General features: G+C 41.6%; 22 protein-coding genes. 10 read left to right on the top strand and 12 right to left on the bottom strand.

What is annotated here, in order from left to right:
• Positions 1–46: 46 nt before the first annotated feature.
• Positions 47–898 (top strand): lipocalin-like domain-containing protein, encoded by an 852-nt coding sequence (locus tag HMPREF9331_RS03195; protein ID WP_016419714.1) that lies wholly within the window; start codon positions 47–49, stop codon positions 896–898.
• A 75-nt stretch (positions 899–973) separates the two neighbouring features.
• Here HMPREF9331_RS03195 and HMPREF9331_RS03190 read toward each other — a convergent pair whose 3' ends face one another.
• Genes HMPREF9331_RS03190 through HMPREF9331_RS03180 form a run of 3 tightly spaced genes read right to left on the bottom strand, consistent with a single transcriptional unit; the run spans position 974 to position 5,371 of the window.
• The gene (locus tag HMPREF9331_RS03190) at positions 974–1,762 is read right to left on the bottom strand and encodes a class I SAM-dependent methyltransferase (RefSeq protein WP_016419713.1); all 789 of its coding nucleotides are present in this window, start codon (positions 1,760–1,762) and stop codon (positions 974–976) included.
• Between the two features lie 31 nt (positions 1,763–1,793).
• On the bottom strand, positions 1,794–3,020 hold the full coding sequence (locus HMPREF9331_RS03185) for a hypothetical protein (RefSeq protein WP_016419712.1): 1,227 nt from the start codon (positions 3,018–3,020) through the stop codon (positions 1,794–1,796).
• 26 nt (positions 3,021–3,046) lie between these two features.
• Positions 3,047–5,371, bottom strand: a complete 2,325-nt coding sequence (locus HMPREF9331_RS03180; protein ID WP_040356915.1) for a TonB-dependent receptor — start codon at positions 5,369–5,371, stop codon at positions 3,047–3,049.
• Between the two features lie 233 nt (positions 5,372–5,604).
• On the opposite strand from HMPREF9331_RS03180, the gene HMPREF9331_RS03175 reads away from it, so the two are divergent.
• Complete coding sequence (locus HMPREF9331_RS03175) at positions 5,605–6,594, top strand: helix-turn-helix transcriptional regulator (protein ID WP_016419710.1); 990 nt, start codon at positions 5,605–5,607, stop codon at positions 6,592–6,594.
• A gap of 2 nt (positions 6,595–6,596) precedes the next feature.
• Here the strand turns inward: HMPREF9331_RS03175 and HMPREF9331_RS03170 are convergent, their stop codons facing one another.
• The 5 genes from HMPREF9331_RS03170 to mtaB form a co-directional block, all read right to left on the bottom strand.
• Positions 6,597–7,004: a hypothetical protein gene (locus HMPREF9331_RS03170; protein WP_009642119.1), complete on the bottom strand. Its 408-nt coding sequence runs from the start codon at positions 7,002–7,004 to the stop codon at positions 6,597–6,599.
• 11 nt (positions 7,005–7,015) lie between these two features.
• The gene (locus HMPREF9331_RS03165) at positions 7,016–7,249 is read right to left on the bottom strand and encodes a hypothetical protein (RefSeq protein WP_016419709.1); all 234 of its coding nucleotides are present in this window, start codon (positions 7,247–7,249) and stop codon (positions 7,016–7,018) included.
• A 131-nt stretch (positions 7,250–7,380) separates the two neighbouring features.
• Positions 7,381–8,331, bottom strand: coding sequence for an acetyl-CoA carboxylase carboxyltransferase subunit alpha (locus HMPREF9331_RS03160; protein WP_016419708.1), 951 nt, complete (start codon positions 8,329–8,331; stop codon positions 7,381–7,383).
• Between the two features lie 138 nt (positions 8,332–8,469).
• Entirely contained in the window at positions 8,470–10,572 is a 2,103-nt protein-coding gene (gene recG / locus HMPREF9331_RS03155; RefSeq protein ID WP_016419707.1) for an ATP-dependent DNA helicase RecG, read from the bottom strand.
• 5 nt (positions 10,573–10,577) lie between these two features.
• A complete protein-coding gene (gene mtaB / locus HMPREF9331_RS03150) occupies positions 10,578–11,894 on the bottom strand; it encodes a tRNA (N(6)-L-threonylcarbamoyladenosine(37)-C(2))-methylthiotransferase MtaB (protein WP_009642077.1) in 1,317 nt (438 codons plus the stop codon).
• Positions 11,895–12,041: 147 nt separating this feature from the next.
• On the opposite strand from mtaB, the gene HMPREF9331_RS03145 reads away from it, so the two are divergent.
• Entirely contained in the window at positions 12,042–12,467 is a 426-nt protein-coding gene (locus HMPREF9331_RS03145; RefSeq protein WP_016419706.1) for a hypothetical protein, read from the top strand.
• Between the two features lie 142 nt (positions 12,468–12,609).
• Here HMPREF9331_RS03145 and HMPREF9331_RS03140 read toward each other — a convergent pair whose 3' ends face one another.
• Together HMPREF9331_RS03140 and HMPREF9331_RS03135 are read right to left on the bottom strand one after the other, a co-directional pair.
• A complete protein-coding gene (locus HMPREF9331_RS03140) occupies positions 12,610–13,071 on the bottom strand; it encodes a PIN domain-containing protein (protein ID WP_016419705.1) in 462 nt (153 codons plus the stop codon).
• Positions 13,072–13,073: 2 nt separating this feature from the next.
• On the bottom strand, positions 13,074–13,418 hold the full coding sequence (locus tag HMPREF9331_RS03135) for a hypothetical protein (RefSeq protein ID WP_016419704.1): 345 nt from the start codon (positions 13,416–13,418) through the stop codon (positions 13,074–13,076).
• 155 nt (positions 13,419–13,573) lie between these two features.
• Here HMPREF9331_RS03135 and HMPREF9331_RS03130 point away from each other — a divergent pair, with 155 nt between their 5' ends.
• Entirely contained in the window at positions 13,574–15,850 is a 2,277-nt protein-coding gene (locus HMPREF9331_RS03130; RefSeq protein ID WP_016419703.1) for a helix-turn-helix domain-containing protein, read from the top strand.
• 52 nt (positions 15,851–15,902) lie between these two features.
• Here HMPREF9331_RS03130 and HMPREF9331_RS03125 read toward each other — a convergent pair whose 3' ends face one another.
• Positions 15,903–18,464 carry an ATP-dependent Clp protease ATP-binding subunit gene (locus HMPREF9331_RS03125; protein WP_009642142.1) on the bottom strand — a complete coding sequence of 854 codons (2,562 nt, stop codon included), beginning with the start codon at positions 18,462–18,464 and terminating at the stop codon, positions 15,903–15,905.
• Between the two features lie 140 nt (positions 18,465–18,604).
• On the bottom strand, positions 18,605–21,235 hold the full coding sequence (locus tag HMPREF9331_RS03120) for a valine--tRNA ligase (RefSeq protein ID WP_040356911.1): 2,631 nt from the start codon (positions 21,233–21,235) through the stop codon (positions 18,605–18,607).
• A gap of 167 nt (positions 21,236–21,402) precedes the next feature.
• Between HMPREF9331_RS03120 and HMPREF9331_RS03115 the strand changes: the two genes are divergently transcribed.
• The 6 genes from HMPREF9331_RS03115 (at position 21,403) to coaE (ending at position 25,148) form a co-directional block, all read left to right on the top strand.
• Positions 21,403–21,783, top strand: a complete 381-nt coding sequence (locus HMPREF9331_RS03115) for a DUF1573 domain-containing protein (protein WP_009642140.1) — start codon at positions 21,403–21,405, stop codon at positions 21,781–21,783.
• A gap of 83 nt (positions 21,784–21,866) precedes the next feature.
• Positions 21,867–22,319 carry a hemerythrin domain-containing protein gene (locus tag HMPREF9331_RS03110; RefSeq protein WP_016419701.1) on the top strand — a complete coding sequence of 151 codons (453 nt, stop codon included), beginning with the start codon at positions 21,867–21,869 and terminating at the stop codon, positions 22,317–22,319.
• Positions 22,320–22,382: 63 nt separating this feature from the next.
• Positions 22,383–22,979: a peptide deformylase gene (def, locus tag HMPREF9331_RS03105; RefSeq protein WP_016419700.1), complete on the top strand. Its 597-nt coding sequence runs from the start codon at positions 22,383–22,385 to the stop codon at positions 22,977–22,979.
• Positions 22,980–22,992: 13 nt separating this feature from the next.
• Positions 22,993–23,385 (top strand): DUF5606 family protein, encoded by a 393-nt coding sequence (locus HMPREF9331_RS03100; protein WP_016419699.1) that lies wholly within the window; start codon positions 22,993–22,995, stop codon positions 23,383–23,385.
• Positions 23,386–23,613: 228 nt separating this feature from the next.
• A complete protein-coding gene (locus tag HMPREF9331_RS03095; protein WP_016419698.1) occupies positions 23,614–24,543 on the top strand; it encodes a YbbR-like domain-containing protein in 930 nt (309 codons plus the stop codon).
• Positions 24,540–25,148, top strand: a complete 609-nt coding sequence (gene coaE, locus HMPREF9331_RS03090; RefSeq protein WP_016419697.1) for a dephospho-CoA kinase — start codon at positions 24,540–24,542, stop codon at positions 25,146–25,148. Before HMPREF9331_RS03095 ends, coaE begins: the two co-directional genes overlap by 4 nt.
• The last annotated feature ends 15 nt before the right edge of the window (positions 25,149–25,163 follow it).

Here is a 25,163-nt window from a genome sequence, read left to right as displayed (position 1 = left end):
AAAAAGTAGTATCTTTGCCCTTATAAAAACCGAAATATTGATTTTTATGAAAAGAATTTTTTTAGGGGCAATGGCTTTTGTAGCTTTGCTATTTTCTTCTTGTGGGAAGAATGATAATGCATCAACAGACCTTACAGGGGCTTGGCAATTGGAATCATTTACAGTTGCAGGACAACCACAAACACCTAATGACTGTCAAAAAAAATCTGTGTATGTTTTTACTCAGAACCAATTGACTTCTCATGATTTTAATAAGAATGAAGGAACAGGACACTGTGAATATGATAAAACTGTAGAAACCTATAAAATAGAAGGTAATCTTATCAAGGATGCAAATGATCCAAATGGAAAAGGGATTCCTTTTTCTATTTCAGGCAATACACTTACACTAACCATAGATGAAAATGGACAGAAGGAAACCTTAAATCTCAAAAAGATTAACCAAACAGAGTTAGATGCTATCTTAGCGACTATTAATAATAGAGGCAGTAATAATAATGGCGGCGGTAACAATAATGGAGGCAACAATAATGGAGGCAGTAATAGCAATATAGGAAAAACAATTGCAAATCTTGATGGGATTTGGCAGGTAGTTTCCGTGATAGAAAATGATGTTATAGAAATCCTTGGTGATTGTCAGAAGAAAATTTCAATGAAAATCACAGGAAATCAAGCATTACTCTATGAATTTGAAGAAGAGACAGGAGTTTGTCGTTACAAAACAGACAGAGAGGTTTTTACTATTCTCAATGAAACTACTATTGAAATAGAAGGAACTAGAATTTTTGTTTCTATAACAGGAGATAACTTAACCTTGACCACTGTAAAAAATGGTAGAAGAAATATAACTGTATATAAACGAATCACTCAAGCACAATTAGATGCTTTATTGCGATAAAATAGACACAATAGTAGAATAAGTTATAAAAAGAGGCTAACCTTTGGGATAGCCTCTTTTTTCACTTTTCACTCTTCACTTTTCACTAATTTCTGCTCTTATGACTCTTTGGTTAAACCGTTTGTAAAAATAAGGGAGCTTATAGAGCATTCTAAAGATAAAGGGATAGCGTCCACGGTTGTAGTCACTCATATAGTACTCTTGACCAATATGCAGATGAGGGTGCCACTGCTCAAGTATATGGCTATCCAGTTCGCTCCATCTAAATTCGGGGCGCTGCTTCTTGTCCATAGAGCCGAGAGAATCGTGATTTTTGGCATGCCCCACAAGACTATAAGCCAACATGTCAAAAAGGAGGGTAGCTTTCTCGCATTTTTGGCAAAGGTTCTCAAAGAAATTTTTCACTTGCGTACGCTCAAAGTACATCAGTACCCCCTCTACAATGATAAGAATGGGCTTCTGATGCGCCTTTATGGTCTCTATCCATTGGTAATCAAAAAGAGAAAGAGGGATAAAGGTACGCCTATCATTCTCCTTGAAGAACTTTTTACGCAATTCAATCACTTCAGGTAAGTCCAATTCGTACCAATGGGTTACCGCTGGGCTTCCCAAGCGTTCGTAGCGAGCGTCTAAGCCAGCGCCCAACTGGATTACTACCGCATCGGGATGGGCTGAGAGGAAGGCTTGAGCTTCCTTATCTATAAGGCTTGCCCTGAGGCAGACCCCCGCTTGGCTGAATTTGGATCGGCTGAACTTGGAGAAGTCATAATCTATCTGAGGAATCATCTCTTCAGCCTTTTTATCTATGAGAAAGGGAGGGGAGTAGTGGCGTTCCTCAGCTTTTGCCCATAAGGTAATGAGCATGGTTTCGGGTATTTTTCCTAATTTCATAATTCTATTCAAAAGCATGGAAATAAGCAGGATTTCCCACAGTAGAGAGTACTTGCTGTACAGCGCCTGTAGTAGGGTCAAAGGTAAATAAACCTGCCTTATCTGTTCCGAAAGCAGCAAAAACAGCCTTATTTTCCAGTTTGCCAATAGCTATACTATGTCCATCGCTGAAAGGAATACCATCTATCTTCTTGATAGTTTTAGCACTAAGGTCAATGATAACAGCCATGACATTTTTGGCTATATAAGGATTTTGCTCATTTAGTTCACGAATACCTACATAAGCAGCTACTTTGTTATTGCCTATATATTGTGTATTAATGACAGTGGCAGCCTTATGCTCATAACCTTCGATGGGAGTAGTGGAGATATCCCATGACCTATTGGTGTCAAACTCAGTAGCTCCTTTAGGAATACAGAGGAAGCCACACTTGGTATTGGCAGGATTGAACCCAAAATATCCTGAAGTAGCTATATAGAGGTCGCCAGCTTCGTTAGTAAACATCATACCGCTATGTGGAGCCATAGAACGGGTAGGATAGATGAGTCCAGAGGTCTTCTCTGAAGCTATTTTTTCAACTTTATCGGTTTGGACATCGATGATAGCTACATCACTTTGTAGATAGTCAGCATAGGGAGCACTTGCATTAGGATCTATTTGGTTAAGAGATAAGTAGTATTTACCATCTCGTACGAATCCCATAGCAGGGTCAGCACTGTTATCTCCATGGGCATACTCTTGGAGGGCAATTTCACCTGTTTTTTTCATGGTTTGTGGATTGATAATCCATACTACTCCTTGAGTATAGAGCGGCATATAGGCTTTAGTATCACTTACTTTTTCTAGGTGTCCGACAAAGGAACCTACAGGAGTAGGAAGGCTGGCTCCTTTATTGAGCTTTTTAGCAGCAGGATCATATACCCAATGGGTAACATTTGTCCCTTTCATCAAGTCAAAGATATAGACGTCTTTGCCTATCACTTGTACACAGGAGGCGAACTCTAATTGTTCGGCATTATCATTGGTGATAGTTCCAGATAATTTTTGGAACACTTGTACATAGGAGCTTCCGCTCATACCATCAGGGTTTTTCACAGTGGTTTCCAATAGAAAATCTCCTGTGTATTCCTTGCCCTCTGGAGTAGGTGTAGGTGTTGGTTCATCATCTTTTTTGCAAGCGGTGCTTAGTACAGCGCAAGCACATAGTGTTAAGAAAATTTTTGAATACATAATAATATGATTTTTTAGTTAATTTCTTAGAATATAACACGGAGTTTTACCCCTCCATTGATACCTGGGAGGGGACGGTTGAACTCGGTGAACACTTTTTGGTTGGTAAGGTTGCGTATTTTTCCTGAGATAAAGAACTTATTATTGAAAAAACTATGCTCAAAGCCCCAATCAAAGGTTATACTACGGGGAATACGGCGCTTGTCGCGCTTGGTCATCTCGAAATCATAGTAGTATTCCTCTACAAAGGCATAGTCTAAGAAGATACGGGTATTCTGTCCAGTACCTCCAAAAAGATTTTCTCGGTGAAATTCTAATCCCATATTGCTCATAAGGTAGGGAATATTGGGCATACGCTTGTCCTTAGTAGGGTTGGGTACGCTACTGTTAGACTCATAGTTGCGGACATCTCTCAGGTCTTGGTAGGTAGTATTCACATAGGCATATAACCAAGGAAGTACATCGGCTTTGGCTTCGAACTCTACCCCTAAGGTACGCATCTGGCCAAAATTCTGATATTGTGCACCTATAACCCCTGCGGTATAGCGGATCATATCTTTCAGGTACATATAAAAGAAGTTCAGTTCCACTTGAGCATTGGTAGGGTGCTTGCCAACCAAGTCAAAGAGGCAGCCAACATTGACACTGGTATTGCGTTCGGGGAGTAAATTCCCACTAGGTACTATAGCGATACCATCACCTAAGAGTTCCGTTTCAGAGGGGATACGGACATCATACCCTACAGAAAATTTTCCCATAAAGGAAGGAAGAAAGCGATAACGCATAGCATCATTGATACCGAAATCCTTTTTGTTGAGATCTATATCATATTGTCCTGGTACGAAAAGATGAGCCATTTGGGTGTGCATGGTATAGAGATAGTAGCGCCCCGTAAGAGAGTTAAGGAACTTGTCGTCTAAAGAACGGAAGTCATAGGTAAGCCCGCTGACCCAACTGAGCATATGGGAATCAAAATTCACTTGCTTGCCTAAGCTCATTTGCTTGAGTTCGTCCTTGGGTTTTCCCTTAGCAAAGGCCAGTACCGAATTGAAATTAAGCGAGTGCTGCTGGTTTATCAAATACTCCAAGTTGGTTTTATTGCCAATGGTAAATTTTTGGTCATCGGAATCAGAAGGATATCTATAGCCTGCTTCCCCTCCATAACGAGAAGCTGTGGGGTAGGAGGAGCCATCCCATTCGTAACGGCGGGTAGCCTTGTCTATAAAATTCATACGAGAGAGCGCTATCACATTGAGCATGTCAAGGTTAAGCCCATCCCAAAAGAAATGATTCTTTTGGAGTTTGATAGGCAATCCTATCACGAAGGAACGACTATGTGCCTGACGGATATCATACTCTATTCCTTGTATTTCCTTGTAGGTTCTTATGGCAACAGCTTCTATCTCTACCTTATCAAACCACCATTTTTTAGCTTCAAGCCCAGCACTTGCCAATATTTTTTGATATTTGTCATGATTGCGAGTCAGGCGCAAGCCCTCGCGATAGGGAGAGTCAAAAGAATAATTGTTATCTGAGCTGGTATAACCTCCTCCGACCCCGAAGGTAAGTCCTTGCTCCTTGAGGTTGCGCTTGAAGATGGCTTGTATCTTATGGGTATTATAGGATTCAAGGCCATAACTAAGGTCTGCATATTTATCAGGATATTCACGAGTTACAATATTGACCGCCCCACCAAGGGAAGACCCACCGAGTCGGGCAGGTACCACTCCCTTATAGATCTCGATACGGTCAATCATATCCACAGGAATATCGTTGTAGTCAATATAATCTGTTTGATCGGTCATAGGTACTTCGTCTATAAAAAAACCGATACGCTTACCCTCCAAGCCACGGACAGAAAGGCGAGAGCTACTGCCTACCCCTCCAGAGGTACGCAGGGTAACCCCCACGGTCTTGACCAATATATCTTGTACACTGCTGACGGTACCTCGCATATTGGACAGGTCAATCACCGTAACAGGCATGGCTTCTTCTTTCTTTTGGTGAGCAATGGTCTTGGCAGTAACCACTACCTCTCCGATTTCCTGCTTCTCAGGGGTAAGCGCTATATTTTGCTTAGTATCTCCACTAATAGTAATTTTTTTACTAATACTCTGATAGCCAAGATAATAGAAGCCTATGGTGTAGCTTCCCTTAGGTAGAGACAATGAGTAGAATCCCTTTTCATTGGTAGCGGTTCCCTTTCCTGTTTCCTTGATGATAATCTCGGCATTGATTAAGGGTTCGCCTGTGCTCTTATCTACAATTCTCCCTGAAAGCATTCCTTTATTTTGTGCGAAGCTAAGGGAAGAAAAAAAGAGTAATAGATAAAAAAACTTCTTAACTGACATAAATGTAATGAGTTGATTAATTGTGTTTTAGTTTATTTAGTCTTGTTAAATAGTAAAAAAGACTTGTGAGATTTAAAATTATTATTTATTTTTGTTCTAAGTATCAAGGTTGAGTATGCAAAATTACATCTAATATACTTAATTTATTTTAATCTCAATAGCAAAAATTTTAATCTTAATAGCGAAAATTTTAATCTCAATAGCAGAATTTTAATCTCAATAGCAAATTTATGATGAAGCGATTAACAACAGAAGACTTGCAGGAATTGACTGTAGAACAAGAAGCTCCTTTGATAAAGGATGAGAGGGAAATGGAGCGCTATTATGGGTATCTTCAGAACGATATAGTTACCTTTGTAACTTGTGGTAAGCAGATAGGTAAGCATACCTATTATAATTGGCAAGCTCAGATAAAGGAAAATTACTCCTTTGAGGGGCGAATGTCAATTCCTTCGGTACGATTTCATTTTGCTATCAAATCTAGAAAGAAATCATGTGTGGATGTAGCAGGGCAGTTAGTTTCTGCCAGTCAAGGTGAGCACAATGTTTTTTTCTGTAAGGAGGAATGTTCAGGGAAGGATATTTTTATCAAAAATGATAATTTAGAAATAATTACAATTGCAATAAGTGAAGCGGAGTTTGCTCAAATGGCGCAGCAATACCCTGATAGTTTTATGGCCATCTATGAGCGATACCAGAGAGGAGGAAGTTTCTTGCTCAATCCTTATGGCTGTTATTGTACTCCTGTTCAAATGCAAACTATCTTGCAACAACTCAATAATACAGAACTTTTGGGCAATGCCGCAGGGGTATATGCCGACTTGAAAGTGCTGGAATTATTTCTATTGCAGTTTCACCTTTTGAACACTCAGAAGTACCAAAACTACCAATATTGTAAGACCCACACCGATATAGATAAGATACATGAGGTAAGCGAGCTGATTATTCATGATTTGCAGCATACTCCCTCTATCTCAGAACTGGCAAAGGGAGTAGGTATGAATGAGAAGAAATTGTGCTATGGATTTAAGGAGGTTTTTGGCAATACCATCTTCGGCTATCTCTATGATTATAAGATGAATCTTGCCCGACAATTGTTACTACATACCGATAAGTCTATAGGTGAAATAGCACTTCAATGTGGCTATGAGCATCTGTCGCACTTTTCTAGCGCTTTCAAGCGCAAGTTTGGTCGTAGCCCACAGGGGGTAAGGGGGAACTAAGATTACCAAGGAGCTTTGGCTAAGAAAGTAAGTCGGATAAAGGTGATAACCGTCTCAGGGGTAATGGTAAGGGGAGCGTCCAAGGCTTTGACTTCCTCGTCATCTACAAAGACAGCAAAGAGTCCATCGGTAAAGGCAAGAAAAGCGGTGTCCAAGGCCACGGAGAGGTCGGCCAAGGTTCTATTTTCCTTATCCCCGAAGGTGATTTTTCCCTCTTGGGCTTGCTCTCCTATTTCTTGGGCAGAGAGGAAAGGAATCAGAGAGGTATCCTCTCTCGAATCATTGAAGCGTTTTACTTCGCTCTTGACACACTCCGAGATCAGTTCTCGGAGCGTTTCAGGCTGCTTTTCTAAGGTTACCTCAATGATTTTGATTTTTTTCTTGCCTAATTTTTTGAGTTGTATCTGCATGAGCTAGGGATTTAGAATTGTCGTATGCCCTTTAAGAAAATCCAGCGCATAAGCAATACCTCCTTACCCTCATCCTCATAAGCAGCAAAGCGAGGCGAGAGCACTATGGCCAACACTCCCGTAATGGCAAAGATAATAAGATAAGGAAGATTAGGAAAAAAACAGAGAATTCCTAAGCGAATCAAGATAAACAACGCTCCAAAACAGAGGAAGTTGAATAGAAAAGCACGTACTTTGGCCGACATAGATAGGGTTTTAGGTTAGCATCTTCTGCCATGAGGGCAAGCAAAGCCCTGAAAAGCCCCACAACTACTAGCCAAAAGACCTAAAGAGAGGGCAATACATACGATTTTAAACCAATTTTTCATTCTTATAATTATTTATACACACCATAGCTGGTGTATTTTTCCATTCTTTTTTCAATGAGTTTCTCTACAGAGAGTTTGGAAAGTTTCTTGTAGGTATCTTCAATTGCTTTTTTGACACTTTCAAAAACAGCTTCTCTGTTTCGATGAGCACCTCCAAGGGGTTCTGGGATAATTTCGTCAATAAGGCCATTGGCTTTCATATCCTTAGCGGTGAGTTTAAGGGCATCGGCAGCACGTTCCTTGTACTCCCAAGTACGCCAAAGGATGGAGGAGCAAGACTCTGGAGAAATTACAGAATACCAAGTATTCTCTAGCATAAATACCTTATCACCCACTCCTATACCGAGGGCACCTCCTGAGGCGCCTTCTCCTATGATAAAGACAATGATAGGCACTTGCAGGCGAGACATTTCCAATAGGTTACGGGCGATAGCTTCTCCCTGACCTCTTTCCTCTGCTTCAATACCAGGGTAAGCACCTGGGGTGTCAATAAAGGTAACTACAGGTAGGTTGAACTTCTCAGCCGACTTCATCAGGCGCAAGGCCTTGCGATAGCCTTCGGGGTTAGGCATCCCAAAGTTACGGTACTGGCGGCTCTTGGTATTGTTACCTTTCTGCTGTCCGATAAACATATAAGATTGATCGCCTATTTTTCCCAATCCTCCGATCATAGCCTTATCATCCCCCACGGTACGGTCACCATGGAGTTCTATAAAGGTATTACCACAGAGAGCATTGATATAGTCAAGCGCATAGGGGCGGTCAATATGTCGGGATACCTGTACACGTTGCCAAGGAGTAAGGTTCTCATAGATGTCCTTTTTTACTTGTTCCAAGCGTTTGTTAAGTTTTTTACAAGTATCAGAGACATCTACATTAGTTTCATTTCCAAGGGCAACACATTTATCTAATTGTTCTTCAAGTTCCTTGATAGGTAGCTCAAAATCTAAATATTCCATATCTTTAAGTTTGATTTAAAGTGGTTGCAAAAATCACTTAATTAGCGCCGCAAAAGTACGGATTTTTTCCGAAAAAAGCAACAATTAAGTTTTAAGTTTTGAGTTTTAAGTTAGTCATTAGTCGTTAGTCACTATTCACTAACTAATGAGGTTCCATATCCCTTTATTCCTCTTGAGCATATTGAGTGTATGGGCAACATGCTGGTGAGCGGGGTCGGCCAGTTCAGGGTCTATACGGATGAGGTCAGTGGCATAGTCGCGGGCTATTTTGAGTAGCCCCCCGTCCTTGACCAAATCAGCTATTTTCAGGGCAAGTACTCCGCTCTGTTGTTTTCCCATAAGGTCGCCAGGGCCTCGGAGTTTTAGATCCACTTCGGCGATTTGGAAACCATCACAAGTGGCGACCATGGTCTCCATACGGGTACGGGAGTCATGGCTAAGCTTTACATCGGTCATTAGGATACAATAGCTCTGCTCGGCACCGCGCCCCACACGGCCACGCAATTGGTGTAGTTGGGAAAGGCCAAAGCGCTCGGCACTCTCTATGAGCATCACCGAGGCATTAGGCACATTGACCCCGACCTCTATTACGGTGGTAGCTACCATGATTTGCGCTTTGCCCTCTGAGAAAAGGCGCATTTGGGCATCCTTCTCTTCAGGCTTGAGCTGACCATGTACCATGGCTATGGTGTATTTCGGGGGGGGAAAGGTGGTGTAAAGCTGGTTATAACCTTCGGTAAGGTTCTTGAAAGCCAATGCTTCAGACTCTTCAATCAGTGGATATACTACATATACTTGTCGTCCTTTGGCGATTTCATCATGGAGGAACTGATACACCCTCGCTCTATGGGTTTCATATTGGTGGATTGTCTTGATGGGCTTTCTTCCAGGAGGAAGTTCATCAATTACCGAGACGTCCAGATCCCCATAGAGACTCATGGCCAAAGTACGAGGAATAGGAGTAGCCGACATGATCAGCACATGAGGCGGCAACTGGTTCTTATGCCAGAGCTTAGAGCGCTGTTCCACTCCGAAGCGATGCTGTTCGTCAATAATGGCTAAGCCCAAATTCTGAAACTTGACCTTGTCCTCCAGCAATGCGTGAGTGCCCACAACAATCTGTAATTGGCCACTTTCCAAGCCCTCATGTATCTCTCGGCGTTCCTTCGTCTTAGTACTTCCTGTAAGCAGAGCAATGCGTATATCCATAGGCGCGAGCAGTGAGGCGATACTCTCATAATGCTGCTGAGCGAGAATTTCGGTAGGTGCCATAAGACAGGCTTGGAACTGATTGTCAAGGGCTAAGAGCATAGCAAATAGTGCAACTATGGTCTTACCTGCCCCCACATCCCCCTGCAGGAGTCGGTTCATCTGGGCACCAGTGGCTACATCGTTACGAATTTCCTTGATGACTCTCTTTTGGGCATTGGTCAAAGGGAAAGGAAGATACTGGTGGTAGAAAGTATTGAAATAATCACCTACCTTTGGGAAAACATACCCTTGGAGTTTTTTGTTTAGGTAATTCTTCTGTATGAGTTGTAGTTGTATATAAAAAAGCTCTTCCAGCTTGAGTCTGAATTGTGCCTTAGCCAAGAGTTCTTGGGACTGAGGAAAGTGAATTTGGAAGAGTGCCTCTCCCTTTGGCAGTAGCCGTAGGGGTTGTATCATCTCATGGGGGAGTGTCTCCTGAAAGTGCTTACCCACTTCGGTGAAAAGGTTCTCAAGGAGCTTGCGCATAACCCGTTGGCTGATGCCCTTTTTGGTGAGTTTTTCAGTAGAAGGATACACGGCTTGTATATTTCCTTGCAGCGTATTTTGGTGTTCCTCAAGGGTTTCCATCTCAGGGTGAGCCATGGAGAAGACTCCAGCAAAGAGGGCACATTTGCCGAAAATCACATAAGGCACATTGATTAGCAAATGATCTTTGAGCCACTGTGAAGGGCGAAACCACACCAGTTCCATACTACCTGTATCATCAACAAAGGTAGCCACGAGCCGCTGTTGAGCTTTGCTTTTACCCTCTACAGTTTTCAGGTGAATGATACGCCCGATGATCTGAACCTCGGCCGAGGAATCCTGCAGGTCTTGGATTTTATAGTATTGTGTGCGGTCAATATAGCGCGTAGGAAACAAGTGTAGCAAATCCTGAAAATTGGCTACTTGAAGCTCATTCTTGAGTAGGGTAGCCCGCTGGGGGCCTACTCCTTTTAAGTATTCAATAGGAGTTTCCAAAACGCTCATATCTCTCAAGGGTTTATAAGATCCACTGTAACAATCCCATCTGTATCTATTTTCTTGAGTACCACAGGCTGTAGGGTATTGATCAGCTCAGGGTTGAAAGGCGTTTTTACTTTTACGTAATTCTCTGTAAATCCGTGCATAAATCCGTCTTTGTTATCACTTTCAAAAAGTACTTCGCGGGTAGTACCGAGTTGTTTTTCATAGAAATGATGTCGCTTTTTAGCCGAAAGCCCACGAAGCATACGGCTACGCTTGGCACGTACCTCGCTTGGCACGACTCCCTCCATCTCTACCGCTTCGGTATTGGCGCGTTCGGAGTAGGTAAAGACGTGTAAGTAAGAGATATCCAGCTCATTAAGGAAGTGGTAAGTCTCCAAGAAATGTTCGTCCGTCTCCCCAGGGAAGCCCACGATCACATCAACTCCTATACAGGCATCGGGCATCAGCTCACGGATTTTGGCTACGCGATTCTGATAGAGTTCCCTTAGGTAGCGGCGCTTCATCTTCTTGAGAATATCATTGCTACCACTCTGCAAAGGAATATGAAAGTGAGGGACAAAAGTACGGCTCTGGGAGACAAAAGCGATGGTCTCGTCCTTGAGTAAGTTTGGCTCAATGGAAGAGATACGTAAGCGCTCTATACCCTCTACTGTGTCCAAGGCTTGGATTAGTTCCAAGAAGGTGTGTTCGTGCTTTTTGTTGCCAAACTCCCCCTTGCCATAGTCTCCTATATTGACCCCAGTAAGGACAATTTCCTTGATATTGTTCTCGGATATTTTCTTAGCATTCCTAAGGATATTCTCTATAGTATCACTACGGGAGATACCACGCGCCATCGGAATGGTACAGTAAGTACACTTGTAGTCGCAACCGTCCTGAATCTTGAGAAAAGCACGGGTACGGTCGCCTATGGAGTAGCTCCCTACATAGAAATCAGCTTCGTTGATGTCACAGGAGTGAATCTGCCCCTTGTTAAGCTTGGTTAGGTCGTCTATATACTGGGTGATATTGAATTTCTCTTTGGCACCCAATACCAAATCCACTCCGTCTACAGCGATGAGGTCTTCAGGCTTGAGCTGAGCATAGCAGCCTATGGCGGCGATAAAAGCATTTTCGTTGTGCTTTAGGGCTTTACGTACAATTTGCTTGAACTGCTTGTCCGCATTTTCGGTAACAGAGCAGGTATTAATCACATAAATATCAGCAGGTTCCTCAAAATCTACCTTGTCATAACCCTCGTTCTCAAAGCTACGGGCAATAGTGGCTGTCTCAGCAAAATTTAGCTTGCAACCCAAGGTATAAAAGGCAACACGTTTTTTCATAAGGGTAAAAGAAATTTGGGGCAAAGATACAAAAAAATAATAACAAATGATTAATGACAAGTGAATAGTGAAAAGAGATAAAAAATGTAGGAAAGACCATTTTCTGAATAAAAACGAGTATCTTTGTACGCTGAAAGGAGGGTTATTATGGAGCAAGAACATGCTTTTTTAGATACTACAAATGGTGATTTCCTCTTGATAAAGGAAGGGGTGATTACCAGAGAGACTACCTATTCAAGTCTTCGGGTGCAGTTCCCTACTCATAAGATATGGGAGGTAGGGACAGGCTACTATTGGATCTATTTTGACAAATGTCCTTTTGAAGGGAAGCTATTCCATGTGGCAGTTTGTTTTGAAGGAGAACGCTTGTTTTCTATAGAATTTTCCATGAATGAACGACAAACCTCTTGGGAGGATTGGAGTGAAGCGTATGAGCTACAAACAGAGAAGTATTACAAGCAATGGCTTACCTCACAAATAGGAAAGATACATTCTTTTGATTGGGGAAGTGTAGGGGCTTATTACGACCGCAAAGGAGGGAGTACCTTTATGTGGATTACTTATAAAAAGTAAAAGGTAAAAAGTAAAAAGTAAAAAGTAAAGGGTAAAGCCAGCGGATATTGGAGCTGGATATGTGAGTAGAAGTAGAAAAATAATAAATAGAAAACGAGAAACTCCCACTTAAGAAGCGTAAAACACTTGTATAGCAAAGGAGTTATTTCTTAGGTTTTTTCTTGTAAAGGTGTGTTTTGAGTTCTTCGGTACTAATGAAAAAGTTGCCATAACCTTTTTCTGTAAGTCCATTTACAAGTATTTTGTCAGAAGTCCAGATTTTATGATTTACTTGCAAATGTAAGGCTATAAAAGGGTAGTCATCATAATCAACGTCTTCTGTGATAAGTTCCGCCTTTTGAATATTACTTTTTTGCACTTCCTTTTTTATATTGACAATAGTAATCCCCTCTAATAATTCTTTGAAATCAGCCAAGAGCTGTTTTTTAGTTTTTTGATTTTTAAGGCGTTTTACTATATCAGGAATATGTTCTGTAACTTCTGTAATCAGATAATCAGGCACTATATATTGAATCTTTTTTCTTTCTGCTAAAATGGAAGCCGTTTCTCCATTAGGAGAAATCAAGGCACTCATAAAGATGTTACTATCTGCAATGATAATCATACCTATTTCTTTTTATAAGGAATATTAAAATCCTCACATACACGCTTGGCTATGTTATGGTTTATCTTTTTAGAAAGCAACATTGTAAAAGCATAGTCTTCAGGCGACATTTCTTCCCTCTTGGCAGCTTCTACAATTTCGGCGGGTGTCCATTTTAGTTTTTCAGCAGCTTCCAAAACCTCCTGAGAGAATGCAGGCTCTTTAAGCCCTGTTTTAGCCTTAGCTTTAGTAGGGGCTTTTTCTTTAGTTTCTGTTTCTGTAAATTTCACGAAACTAAGTGTTTTCAGATATTCAATAATAGCTAATGCTTGTTTGCTACTGTTGTCAATAGTAAAAGTGTAAGCCATAAGATTCTTATTTTGAGTACAAAGGTACAAATTATTTTTGTACAGCGCACAAAAATTGTACCAAATAAAAAATCTGCCTATAATCCTAAATATTTACTTTTTACCTTTTACTTTTTACCTAAATTTTGTACCTTTGTAGGCTAAAAATAGCACTCATGGATATAGCCCAGTATGTATTGGATTTTGTCAATCAGACCCATCGTTCTATTTTCCTAACGGGGAAAGCAGGGACAGGGAAAACAACCCTATTGCATCAGATTATAGCTACTACTTATAAGAATGTCATGGTAGCTGCTCCCACTGGGATAGCCGCGCTCAATGCCAAAGGTGTGACGCTGCACTCCCTTTTTCAGTTGCCAATAGCTACCTTTGTACCTTCTACAGCAATGGATATGTCCCTTGCGGAGAATGTAAATGTGGTCACTCCCAAAACTCTTATACAACGGCAGCAAATGAATAGCTATAAGCGGAAGACGCTCAGGAAATTGGAGCTGCTAATCATAGATGAGGTCAGTATGCTCCGTGCTGATACCTTGGACATGATCAACACTGTACTGAAATCGGTCAGGGGGTCTTCGGCACCTTTTGGGGGCGTACAGGTGCTTTTTATAGGGGACTTATTACAGCTCCCTCCTGTGGTCAAGCCCCAAGAATGGGAACTCTTACAACAGTATTATAAGGGCATCTTCTTCTTTCATTCCAAGGTAATAGAGGAAAATCCCCCCTTGTATTTGGAACTGGAAAAGGTATATAGGCAGTCCGATGCTGATTTCGTACAGATACTCAATCACTTGCGTACCAATGAGATCACACAGCGAGATATACAGACCCTACAGCAGTATATACAGCCCTCTTTTAAGCCTTCTTATAATGATGGTTATATCACACTAACAACCCATAATTATAAGGCGGATCAGATCAATGCAGCTGCCTTTAGTGCTATTAAGGCGCCTGTATTTACCTATCAGGCAGAGGTCAAAGATGAGTTTCCTGAATACCTCTATCCCTTGGATACTCAATTATCCTTGAAGGTAGGTGCCCAAGTCATGTTTGTCAAGAATGATTCAGAAATACCTAAGCGCTATTATAATGGAAAGATAGGCGAAGTAGTATACCTCTCCGAGGAAGAGATACGAGTGAAACTCTCCGATGAGGATACTGTTATAGAGGTAGGTAAATACATATGGGAGCATATTCGCTATAAGAGCAAGGCCAATTCGGAGGAGATAGAACAAGAAGTATTGGGTACTTTTACCCAATATCCTTTGCGACTTGCTTGGGCTATTACTGTACATAAGAGCCAAGGGCTTACCTTTGACAAGGCGGTTATTGATTTAGCAGATGCTTTTGCCTCTGGACAGACCTATGTAGCGCTTTCCCGTCTTAGAAGTCTTGATGGGCTTATACTGCTCTCCTCTCTCAATGCTAAAGAGTTCTTTACGGCTACAGATGTGATAGACTATGCCTCTCAAAAAGCAGCCCCTGAGACCTTGGCCGATACTTTTTCTTCAGAAAGAAAGGCATTCTTGGAGAAAGAAGTACTCAAAACTTTTTCTTGGCTAGACTTGGCAGTACAATGGGGCGCACATGTCAGTTCGTATAAGCAGGAGAATGCACGAAGCCTCAAAAGCCAGTTTCGCCAATGGGCACAGGAGCAAAGTCGTACGTATGATACGATTGTCCAGCATTCGGAAAAGTTCCTCAATCAGCTAAGAAGTATCTTCTCAGATCCACATTATGACAAATATTACCTATATGAGCGCTTTCAGAAGGCTTATGACTATTTCTATCCACAGTTGGATAGGCTTGCTTTAGAGACTTTCTACACCCATCTGCAAGTGAATGGAAAAAAACAAGTAAAAGCCTTCACCGAGGAGCTTACTCAATTGGAAGACATGCAGATAGATGCTATTGTGCAGCTACTTAAGACTAAAATTATTTTAGAATCCATCATAGACCCCCTTTCAGAACAAGAGGAAAGGAAATCCTTTGAGAAAGCTAAGAACTATAGGGAACGCTTGCTGGGGCGTGCCATAGAAAAATGGAGAGAAGACTCACTCAATGGCAAACTCTCCACAGAAGCACCAGAGCTTGTCAAGAAAAAGGAGAAAAAGGAAAAGATATCTACCTATGCTCTTACACTTGAGCTTTGGAAACAGAAAAAAAACGTGACAGAGATCGCTGCAGAACGCAAACTAACCGAATCCACTGTCTATGGGCACTTAACCAAATATATAGGAGAAGGAGCTATTTCCATAGAAGAGGTGCTCTCTGCTGAAAAGTTACAACACTTTCAGCAGGCATTACCTACTATAACTCAAGAAGAAACGCTCAATGAACTAAGAGCACGAGTAGGAGAGGAATATAGCTTTGGAGAAATAAAGCTCTTTAGAGCCTATTGGTTCTATAAAAATAGAGATAAAGAAGGATAAGAAAAAAGAGGCTATTGCAAAGGAAATAGCCTCTTTCTATTGTTAGGATCTCTTATTCTTCCTCTATGGGTATACTTTTTATATTACTTACAATAAAAGTAAGTTTCTCTTCATTATTCGTATAATCTACCGAGATGGTATCACCCTTTCTTACTTCGCCAAGGACAATCTTTTCAGCGATTTCATCTTCTATATAGCGCTGAATGGTACGCTTGAGCGGACGAGCACCATACTGCTTGTCGTAACCCTTTTCGGCGATAAATTCCTTAGCCTTATCAGTAAGATAAAGGGAGTAGCCGAGTGCTTTCATGCGTTCCAATAGTTTCTCAAGCTCTACCTCTACGATGCCTTTGATATTCTCTTTGTCAAGGGAGTTGAACATCACAATATCATCAATACGGTTAAGGAACTCAGGGGCAAAGACCTTCTTGAGTGCACCTTCTACTATGGAGCGTTCATGCTCATCGGCTTGTGAGATCTTGGCAGCAGTGGAGAAACCTACACCTTGTCCAAACTCTTTCACCTGACGTGCTCCTATGTTGGAGGTCATGATGATAATCGTATTGCGAAAATCTACTTTTCTATTGAGGCTGTCGGTTAGGAATCCATCATCGAGCACCTGCAAGAGCATATTGAAAATATCGGGGTGTGCTTTTTCTATCTCATCGAGCAAGACCACGGAATAAGGTTTGCGACGTACTCGCTCGGTAAGCTGTCCCCCCTCCTCATGACCTACATAGCCAGGAGGCGCACCGATAAGGCGAGAGACGGTGAATTTTTCCATATATTCGCTCATATCCAAGCGGATTAGCGCATCCTCGGAGTCGAAAAGCTCACGGGCTAAAATCTTAGCTAACTGCGTTTTCCCAACCCCTGTTTGTCCGATAAAGATAAAGGAACCAATAGGGCGGTTCGGGTCTTTTAGTCCTGTACGGTTACGCTTGATAGCCTTGACAATCTTCTGTACGGCTTCCTCTTGTCCTATAACTTTCTGCTGGATAATTTTCTCCAACGAAGAGAGTTTTGTCATTTCGGATTGTTCCATACGCGTAATAGGCACGCCACTCATCATGGAGACCACTTGGGCAATATCATCAAAGCCTACTTCGCTGCGATTTCGCAAAGATTCTTTTTCCCACAACTGTTTTTCGGCTTCCAATTGTTCTTTGAGCCTACGTTCTATATCACGGTAGTTAGCTGCTTCTTCATAGCGCATTCCTCTTACAGCATCGTTCTTGAGTGTTTGTATTTTCTCAATTTCTTCCTCTAAGTTCTCCACTTGTTTGGATACCTTTATTTGTGAGATATACACACGGGCACCCGCTTCGTCCATAGCGTCCAAGGCCTTATCGGGAAGGAATCGGTCAGTGATATATCGGGTGGTGAGTTTCACACAAGCCTCAATAGCTTCAGGGGTATATTTCACATGATGATGGTCTTCGTATTTACCCTTTACATTGTTGAGGATTTCGATGGTTTCCTCATAGGAGGTAGGTTCTATGATGACCTTTTGGAAACGACGCTCTAGAGCACCATCCTTCTCTATAGATTCACGGTACTCATTCATGGTGGTAGCCCCTATACATTGGATTTCTCCACGTGCTAGTGCTGGCTTGAACATATTGGAAGCATCAAGACTTCCAGAGGCACTACCAGCGCCCACGAGGGTATGTATTTCATCAATGAATAGGATAACGTCCTTGTTCTGTTCCAGTTCGTTCATAATCGCCTTCATACGTTCCTCGAACTGTCCGCGGTACTTGGTACCAGCCACAAGCGAGCCTAAGTCCAGTGTTACCACACGCTTATTGAACAAGGCACGTGATACCTTGCGCTCAATGATACGCATAGCAAGCCCTTCGGCCACAGCACTCTTTCCTACCCCAGGCTCTCCGATGAGTAAGGGGTTGTTCTTTTTTCTACGGCTGAGAATCTGGGAGACACGCTCTATTTCCTTAAAGCGGCCTACCACGGGGTCAAGCTTGCCTTGGCGAGCCATAAGGGTTAAATCCTTCCCAAAGTTATCTAAAACAGGTGTATTAGTTTTCTGGTTTGAGTTGTTTTTTTGAGGGGTAGAGGGTGACAAAATGTCAGATTTTTCGTCTTCATCGTCATCCTCGTAGGCGTACGAACTCATAAAAGTGCGTTCGTCTTGTTTTTTCTCATTGTTAATCATCTCAAACTGTTGTCTCACATTCTCGTAATTAATCTTTTCCTGATTAAGGAGCTTAGTGGTTGGATCACTGTTATTTCTAAGGATACACAAGAGCAGATGAGCGGTCTTGATTTGGTCATTCTTGAAACTTTTTTGTTCAAGGACAGTGGCCTTCATCGCATTTTCTGCCTGTAGGGTAAGGGGGATACTCTTCTCAAGCTGAGAGGCAGCCGTATCTGAATAGGAATTGATAGAATTGGCAAGTGATTCCGTTTTTCTCTGCAAGGTAGGTATGTTAGCATTCAGGGCAGCGAGCACTTCAAAAGCACTTCCATCCGTTTCTTTAAGGATACCCAATAGCAAATGCTCTGTCCCTACCACACTATGTTTCATACGGATAGCTTCGAGCTTTCCCGTATTGACTACATTTTTTACTCTTGGTGAAAAGTTATCGTTCATAAATAGGGTTGTCCTTTATTGTGGGGCTAAGTTATGATTTTTACTTCATACGGCAAAAATAATGCCATGAATTTTTTGTCAGTTGCCCCCACTTTAACAAGCATAGACTGGGTTTGTTAAAGTAATTAGTGATTGGGGGGTTATTTTAAGTTTTGCAAACTCTTCTCTAGTGTCTCAATTTTGGCCAAGGCATCGGCTTCTTTCTTACGCTCTGTTTCTATTACTTGTGCAGGAGCGGAAGAAACGAACCTCTCATTGGAGAGCTTAGCACGTACCGATTTTAGGAATCCTTGTACATGAGCAAGTTCCTTTTCCATTTTTTTGATCTCTTCCTCTACATTGATCTTGTCCAAAATAGGAACAAAGTATTCATTGGCCTTTACACGGAAAGAGACTGCGCCTTCTACGGCGGAATCTGTATAGGAAATGGCGGGGATATTGCCCAATTTCTGAATAATACTATCCCAATGAGTAGGTAGTTGTTCACTATTAATCACTGATAGGCTGATTTCGTCCTTGAAAGCAATGTTTTTCTCCTTGCGAATGGTACGCACACCAGAGATGACCTCCTGAACAAACTCAAACTCGGCTAAGATACCTTCGTCAAAGGCCTTTTGCTCAGGGTAAGAGGCCACTATAAGTGCTTCTTGAGGGGTTCTTGGAGCTATTTGTTGCCAAATTTCTTCGGTAACAAAAGGCATGAAAGGGTGTAAGAGCTTTAGGTTATCTTCAAATAGTGCAATTACCTCTGTAAGAGTTTGGTTATCAATAGGTGCTCCATAAGCAGGCTTGATAATCTCCAAGAGCCATGAGCAGAAATCGTCCCATACAAGTTTGTATATCTTCATCAGCGCATCGGAGATACGGTATTTGCTAAAGTCATCTTCGGTTTCACTCAGTACCTTTTGGAATCGGGCATTGAACCACGCAATAGCCCTTTTGGAATGGTCAGGCTGAGGAATATCGGCTGTTTGCCAACCTTTGACTAGGCGGAAAGCATTCCATATCTTATTGGCAAAGCCACTGCCTTGTTGGCATAAGGCTTCATCAAAAAGCAAGTCATTCCCCGCTGAAGAAGATAGGAGTAAGCCCACACGTACCCCATCGGCACCGAAGTCCTTGATCAGTTGTAAGGCGTCGGGGGAGTTTCCCAAGGATTTGGACATCTTGCGACGGAGCTTATCCCTTACCAGCCCTGTGAGATATACATTGGTAAAAGGTTTGTCACCAGCAAACTCATAGCCTGCGATGATCATTCTAGCCACCCAGAAGAAGAGAATATCCGGTCCTGTAACTAAATCCTGAGTAGGGTAGTAGTACTTGAAATCCTCGTTATCAGGCTCTAAAATACCATTGAATACACTCATAGGCCAAAGCCATGAGGAAAACCAAGTATCCAGTGCATCTTCATCTTGGCGTAGGTCGTCCAAGATAAGGGCAGGATTATGGCTTTTTTCTTTAGCTAAAGCCAATGCCTCTTCTTTGGTTTCAGCTACGACAAAGTCTTCTTTGCCAGTGCCATAGTAGTAAGCAGGAATCTGTTGTCCCCACCAGAGTTGGCGAGAGATATTCCAGTCACGAACATTCTCCAACCAGTGACGGTAAGTATTGTCAAAACGCTTAGGATAGAGCTTGATTTCCTCGGTTTCCACCACTGCCTTAAGCGCAGGCTTTACTAGCTCTTCCATCTTGAGGAACCACTGGTCTAAGGGGCGCTGTTCCACTACGGCACCTGTACGTTCGGAGGTGCCTATATTATTAGTATAGTCTTCTGTTTTGGAAAGGAGGCCGTTGGCTTCCAATTCTTTAACAATTTCCTTGCGTACTACAAAGCGGTCTTTGCCCTTGTAATGCTTACCGTGTTCGTTAAGCTTACCTTCATCGGTGAAAGTATCTAAGATAGGCAATTGGTGTCTTAGCCCTATTTCATAGTCATTGATATCATGGGCAGGGGTAATTTTCAAAGCCCCTGTACCGAACTCCATATCCACATAATCATCTTGGATAATAGGTACAGCACGCCCCACCACAGGGATAATCACTTTTTTTCCATGTAAGTGCTTGTAGCGCTCATCATTAGGATTGACACACACTGCCACATCCCCAAAAATCGTTTCAGGACGAGTGGTAGCCACTGTAAGGAATTCTTCAGAATCCTCTACCTTATATATAAGGTAATAAAGCTTTCCGTTTTGTTCCTTGTAGATTACCTCCTCATCGGAAAGGGTAGTCTTGGCCTCTGGATCCCAATTGACCATACGATAGCCGCGGTATATATACCCCTTATTATACAACTCCACAAATACCTTAATTACAGAGCGATATAGCTCATCGTCCATAGTAAATTTGGTGCGATTCCAGTCACAAGAGCAGCCCAATTTCTTGAGTTGTTCGAGGATGACACCCCCATACTGGTGCGTCCATTCCCAAGCGTGCTTAAGGAACTCCTCACGCGTAAGGTCACTCTTTTGGATTCCCTGTTCCTTGAGCTTGGCTACAACTTTGGCTTCGGTAGCGATAGAGGCATGGTCGGTACCAGGTACCCAACAAGCATTGAACCCCTTGAGGCGTGCACGACGAATGAGTACATCCTGTATGGTATTGTTCAGCATATGTCCCATGTGTAACACTCCTGTCACATTGGGAGGAGGGATAACAATGGTGTAAGGTACTCGTTTGTCGGGAGTTGAGCTAAAAAATCCGTGCTCCATCCAGTAAGCATACCACTTAGTTTCGAAGTTCTCAGGTGAATATTTTGTCGTAATTTCCATTTTTGGCATGATATTTGTTAGTGTATAAATGTCTTATGATTTAATGAGGGGACAAAATTAAAAAAAAAAATTACATTATATATTTGTTTTTAAAAAAAGTATTGTAATTTTGCACCCAGTTAAAACGAAGAAACTAAATAGTAATTATAAATTAAATTTTTAAAACAATGAAAAAAATCTTATTTTTTCTACTTGCTGTAACATTCGGATTTGTTGCACAAGCGCAAAACAAAGCAGAAATCAAGTTTGTTACCGAAGAAATTGACTACGGAACAATCAAACAAGGAGCTGACGGAGTTCGTGTATTTGAGTTCAAGAATACAGGTAAAGCTCCACTGGTAATCTCAGGTGCAAGCTCAAGCTGCGGATGTACAGTACCTTCTTATCCTAAAGATCCTATTGCACCAGGTGCAACAGGAAAAATAGAAGTAAAATATGATACACAACGTGTAGGTGCTATCGCCAAAACAATCATGGTTACTTCTAATGCTACAGATACCCCTAACATTGCCCTTAGAATCAAAGGTAAAGTAGAGGCTAATAACTAAGGATTAGATTTTTAATTAGTTAATAATGTTATAAAAGCTGTCTCTTCACAGAAGAGACAGCTTTTCTTACAAAAAGAGAAGATATGAAGCGAAATGAAAATATCGTATTGCTCTCTCGCGATCACCATTTCGGCCTACTGCATGTGTGGAAGATCAAGCAAGGTCTCAGCAGAGGAATCGCTCCAGAGCGTATTGCTGCCTATATAGCCTTTCATTGGCAACATAACCAGCAGGCACATTTCTTAGAAGAAGAGCAATACCTCTTTCCCTATATCAAGAACGAACTGATAGACCAAGCCCTAAGGGAGCATGAGCAAATCCGACAGCTCATAGCCCAGTGCTCGATTGCTCCTACAGAGGCACTGCTGACCCAATATATGGAGCTACTCACCGCACATATTCGCTATGAAGAGCGCGTACTCTTTCCCTATATGGAGCAAAATCTCTCCGATGAGACTTTGGCCGAAATAGGGCGGAACCTCAGCGCAGAACACCATACTGAGGTAGAAGAATACCCAGATGCTTTTTGGCAATGATTTGCTAAAAAATAGAATTATTTCAAAGAAAATAGTTACCTTTGCACCCTTAAAAATAAGCTTATGATATTACCTATTGTAGCCTATGGAGACCCCGTCCTTAGAAAAGTATGTGATACAATACCAGAAGATTATCCTGCGCTTGACAAGCTCATAGAAGATATGTTCCAAACCATGTATCATAGCAATGGCGTAGGGTTGGCTGCACCCCAAGTAGGACAGGCTATCCGTCTCTTTGTAGTAGATACGGTAGGCTTCTCTGAAAATGAAGATCTTACCCCAGAGGAACAAGCCTATCTCAAGACCTTTAAGAAAGCTTTTATCAACGCTAAAATCCTCCAAGAGGAAGGCGAACCTTGGGCTTTTAACGAAGGTTGCCTAAGTATCCCTGGGATAACAGAAGACGTTCGCCGCAAACCTACCCTTGTGATAGAATACCAAGATGAGTACTTTGTAAAACATACTGAAACCTTCTCAGGCCTTGTAGCACGTGTTATACAACACGAGTATGACCATATAGAGGGAATCCTATTTACCGATCACCTTTCCTCCTTCAAAAAGCAACTACTTAAAAACAAGCTCAATAATATAAGTAATGGCAAGATAAAGGTAGGTTATAAAATGAGATTTTTTGAAACCAATAAGAAAAGAACCCGTTAAAAATATACTATAAATGAAATTAAATCAAATATTGACTATTTCAGGGAAGCCAGGTCTCTACCAGCTACAATCCCGCACACGTACAGGATTCTTAGCACTTTCACTCCTTGATGACAAACGTATCAGTATTGGTCTGAGAAGCAATGTAAGCTTACTTTCAGAAATTGCGATTTATACTTTGGAGGGAGAAAAACCCCTAGAGGAGATATTTACAGCCATTAAAGAAAAGGAAGAAAATAACAAAACCAAGATTTCTCACAAGGCACCTGATGCCGAATTGGAGGCTTATTTCTTTTCAGTGGTACCTAACTATGACGAAGATAGAGTGTACCCAAGCGATATAAAAAAGATTATCCAGTGGTATAACCTACTGATAGATAAAGGATTCTTAGATAATGACGAATGACTAGTGACAAACGACGAGTGACAAGTGACTAATGAAGAGTTACTAACGACTAACTACTAATAACTAACAACTATTAAGATTAGTCACTAGTCGTCAGTCACTAAAAAAGGGGGCACTTTGTAAGGGCGAAAAAAACGCTTTTACAAGGTGCATTTTTTGTAAACAAAAAAATGAAAAAAACTTTAATTTTCTTTGTTTTTTTGAAAATAAAACCTTAATTTTGCGACAATGAAAGCGAATGGACATTTTTTCTCAAAGCACACTATAGGAATGCTCTTTTGTATAGGCTTGGCAGCCCTTACATGGCTGGTAGGAAACCTATCTAAGCAAGCTACTCAGCTCTATACAGTGAAGCTGAGTTATAAGGAAATACCCTCTCATGAGTTCATAGACCCTCAGACACCTTTTTCTGTAAAAGTGGAGTTGGAGGGAGAGGGGTTTGCCCTACTTAAGTATGCTTTTTCCATGCCTACTCTTTCGGTCAATATTAGCGAACTTAGAAAGGCAGGGAAGGATAAGTATGTATTTACTCCAAGCATGCTCAGTCAAATCAACAAAAAGTATTTCCCTGAGGTAAAGCTACTGAGTATCCAGCCCGACACCCTGAGTATTCATTATCAGAAAATGAAACAAAAGAAAGTACCTGTGAAGTTACAGTTCTTGTTTCCCTTGCAGGAGGATCATCGCATAGATACCTATCAAGTCTTCCCTGATTCGGTGCAGGTGAGCGGTTTGGAACAGGACTTAGATACCCTTACGGGACTTTACCTAAAGCTAAGACGAAAAAAGAATGTAACCAATTCTTTCTCAGGGGAAATTCCTCTGAAAAGTACCTCAAAGATACACTATGATACCGATAAGATGAGCTATTCCTTACAGATTATTCGTGTAACAGAGCAATCCATGGAAGTGCCTATACAGCTACTTCACCAGCCACTGACCGCTCAGGTGGAGTTACTTCCGGAGAAAACCACGGTGCTCTTATCTGGAAATATGGAAACCATACGAAACCTCAAGCCCTCCGATATTGTAGTGGTGGCAGACTATAACAAGCGCAAGGAACAGACCATTCCTCTTGAGGTATACAAGAAACCCCTTTCTGTGTCGGTTACCCTCAAGCAGGAGACACAGGTAGAATATCTTATAATACACCCATGATGACAACCGTAGGACTTACAGGCGGCATAGGTAGCGGCAAGACTACCATAGCAAATCTCTTTGCCACAGAGTTTGCCATACCTATCTATATAGCCGATACCAAGGCCAAAGAACTTATCGCTCAGGACACCCACTTGCAACAGGAGATAAAAGCCCTTTTGGGAGAAGAAGCCTTTGTGGAGGGAAAATACAACACGGCTTTTGTGGCAAGTATTGTCTTTTCCACTCCCGAAAAGCTCCAAGCCCTGAATCAACTGATACACCCTTATGTACAGCAGGACTTTGCAAGATGGAGAGAAGAGCAGCATAGCCCCTATGTCATCAAAGAGTCAGCCATACTCTTTGAGAGTGGTTCCTATAAGGATTGCGATTATATCATCTCTGTAACGGCTCCCTTAGAAGAGCGTATTCGCAGGGTTATGCTCCGTGATAAGATTGATAGAAAAACTGTTGAAAAAAGAATAAAAAATCAATGGAATGATGAAAATAGAATAAAATTATCAACATTTGTTGTGGATAATAGAGATTTCGGTAGAAATTTAGATAAAATCCAAACAATCCATTGTAAAATAATGGAAATGATAGATGAAAATGCAGAAAATTAACCAAAAAGTTAAACA

Source organism: Capnocytophaga granulosa ATCC 51502, from assembly GCF_000411115.1.
Classification (GTDB): Bacteria; Bacteroidota; Bacteroidia; order Flavobacteriales; family Flavobacteriaceae; genus Capnocytophaga; species Capnocytophaga granulosa.
Note: the sequence above shows the minus strand (reverse complement) of the source record. Positions and strands in the feature narration are given on the sequence as shown.

Coding starts and splice junctions, on each gene's coding strand:
- HMPREF9331_RS03140 (WP_016419705.1), bottom strand. CDS start 13,071: ATGATTATCATTGCAGATAGTAACATCTTTATGAGTGCCTTGATTTCT.
- HMPREF9331_RS03095 (WP_016419698.1), top strand. CDS start 23,614: ATGAAAGCGAATGGACATTTTTTCTCAAAGCACACTATAGGAATGCTC.
- HMPREF9331_RS03145 (WP_016419706.1), top strand. CDS start 12,042: ATGGAGCAAGAACATGCTTTTTTAGATACTACAAATGGTGATTTCCTC.
- mtaB (WP_009642077.1), bottom strand. CDS start 11,894: ATGAAAAAACGTGTTGCCTTTTATACCTTGGGTTGCAAGCTAAATTTT.
- HMPREF9331_RS03120 (WP_040356911.1), bottom strand. CDS start 21,235: ATGGAAATTACGACAAAATATTCACCTGAGAACTTCGAAACTAAGTGG.
- HMPREF9331_RS03125 (WP_009642142.1), bottom strand. CDS start 18,464: ATGAACGATAACTTTTCACCAAGAGTAAAAAATGTAGTCAATACGGGA.
- HMPREF9331_RS03130 (WP_016419703.1), top strand. CDS start 13,574: ATGGATATAGCCCAGTATGTATTGGATTTTGTCAATCAGACCCATCGT.
- HMPREF9331_RS03160 (WP_016419708.1), bottom strand. CDS start 8,331: ATGGAATATTTAGATTTTGAGCTACCTATCAAGGAACTTGAAGAACAA.
- HMPREF9331_RS03190 (WP_016419713.1), bottom strand. CDS start 1,762: ATGCTCATTACCTTATGGGCAAAAGCTGAGGAACGCCACTACTCCCCT.
- HMPREF9331_RS03100 (WP_016419699.1), top strand. CDS start 22,993: ATGAAATTAAATCAAATATTGACTATTTCAGGGAAGCCAGGTCTCTAC.
- HMPREF9331_RS03195 (WP_016419714.1), top strand. CDS start 47: ATGAAAAGAATTTTTTTAGGGGCAATGGCTTTTGTAGCTTTGCTATTT.
- coaE (WP_016419697.1), top strand. CDS start 24,540: ATGATGACAACCGTAGGACTTACAGGCGGCATAGGTAGCGGCAAGACT.
- HMPREF9331_RS03165 (WP_016419709.1), bottom strand. CDS start 7,249: ATGTCGGCCAAAGTACGTGCTTTTCTATTCAACTTCCTCTGTTTTGGA.
- HMPREF9331_RS03170 (WP_009642119.1), bottom strand. CDS start 7,004: ATGCAGATACAACTCAAAAAATTAGGCAAGAAAAAAATCAAAATCATT.
- HMPREF9331_RS03175 (WP_016419710.1), top strand. CDS start 5,605: ATGAAGCGATTAACAACAGAAGACTTGCAGGAATTGACTGTAGAACAA.
- recG (WP_016419707.1), bottom strand. CDS start 10,572: ATGAGCGTTTTGGAAACTCCTATTGAATACTTAAAAGGAGTAGGCCCC.
- HMPREF9331_RS03180 (WP_040356915.1), bottom strand. CDS start 5,371: ATGTCAGTTAAGAAGTTTTTTTATCTATTACTCTTTTTTTCTTCCCTT.
- HMPREF9331_RS03115 (WP_009642140.1), top strand. CDS start 21,403: ATGAAAAAAATCTTATTTTTTCTACTTGCTGTAACATTCGGATTTGTT.
- HMPREF9331_RS03185 (WP_016419712.1), bottom strand. CDS start 3,020: ATGTATTCAAAAATTTTCTTAACACTATGTGCTTGCGCTGTACTAAGC.
- HMPREF9331_RS03135 (WP_016419704.1), bottom strand. CDS start 13,418: ATGGCTTACACTTTTACTATTGACAACAGTAGCAAACAAGCATTAGCT.
- HMPREF9331_RS03110 (WP_016419701.1), top strand. CDS start 21,867: ATGAAGCGAAATGAAAATATCGTATTGCTCTCTCGCGATCACCATTTC.
- def (WP_016419700.1), top strand. CDS start 22,383: ATGATATTACCTATTGTAGCCTATGGAGACCCCGTCCTTAGAAAAGTA.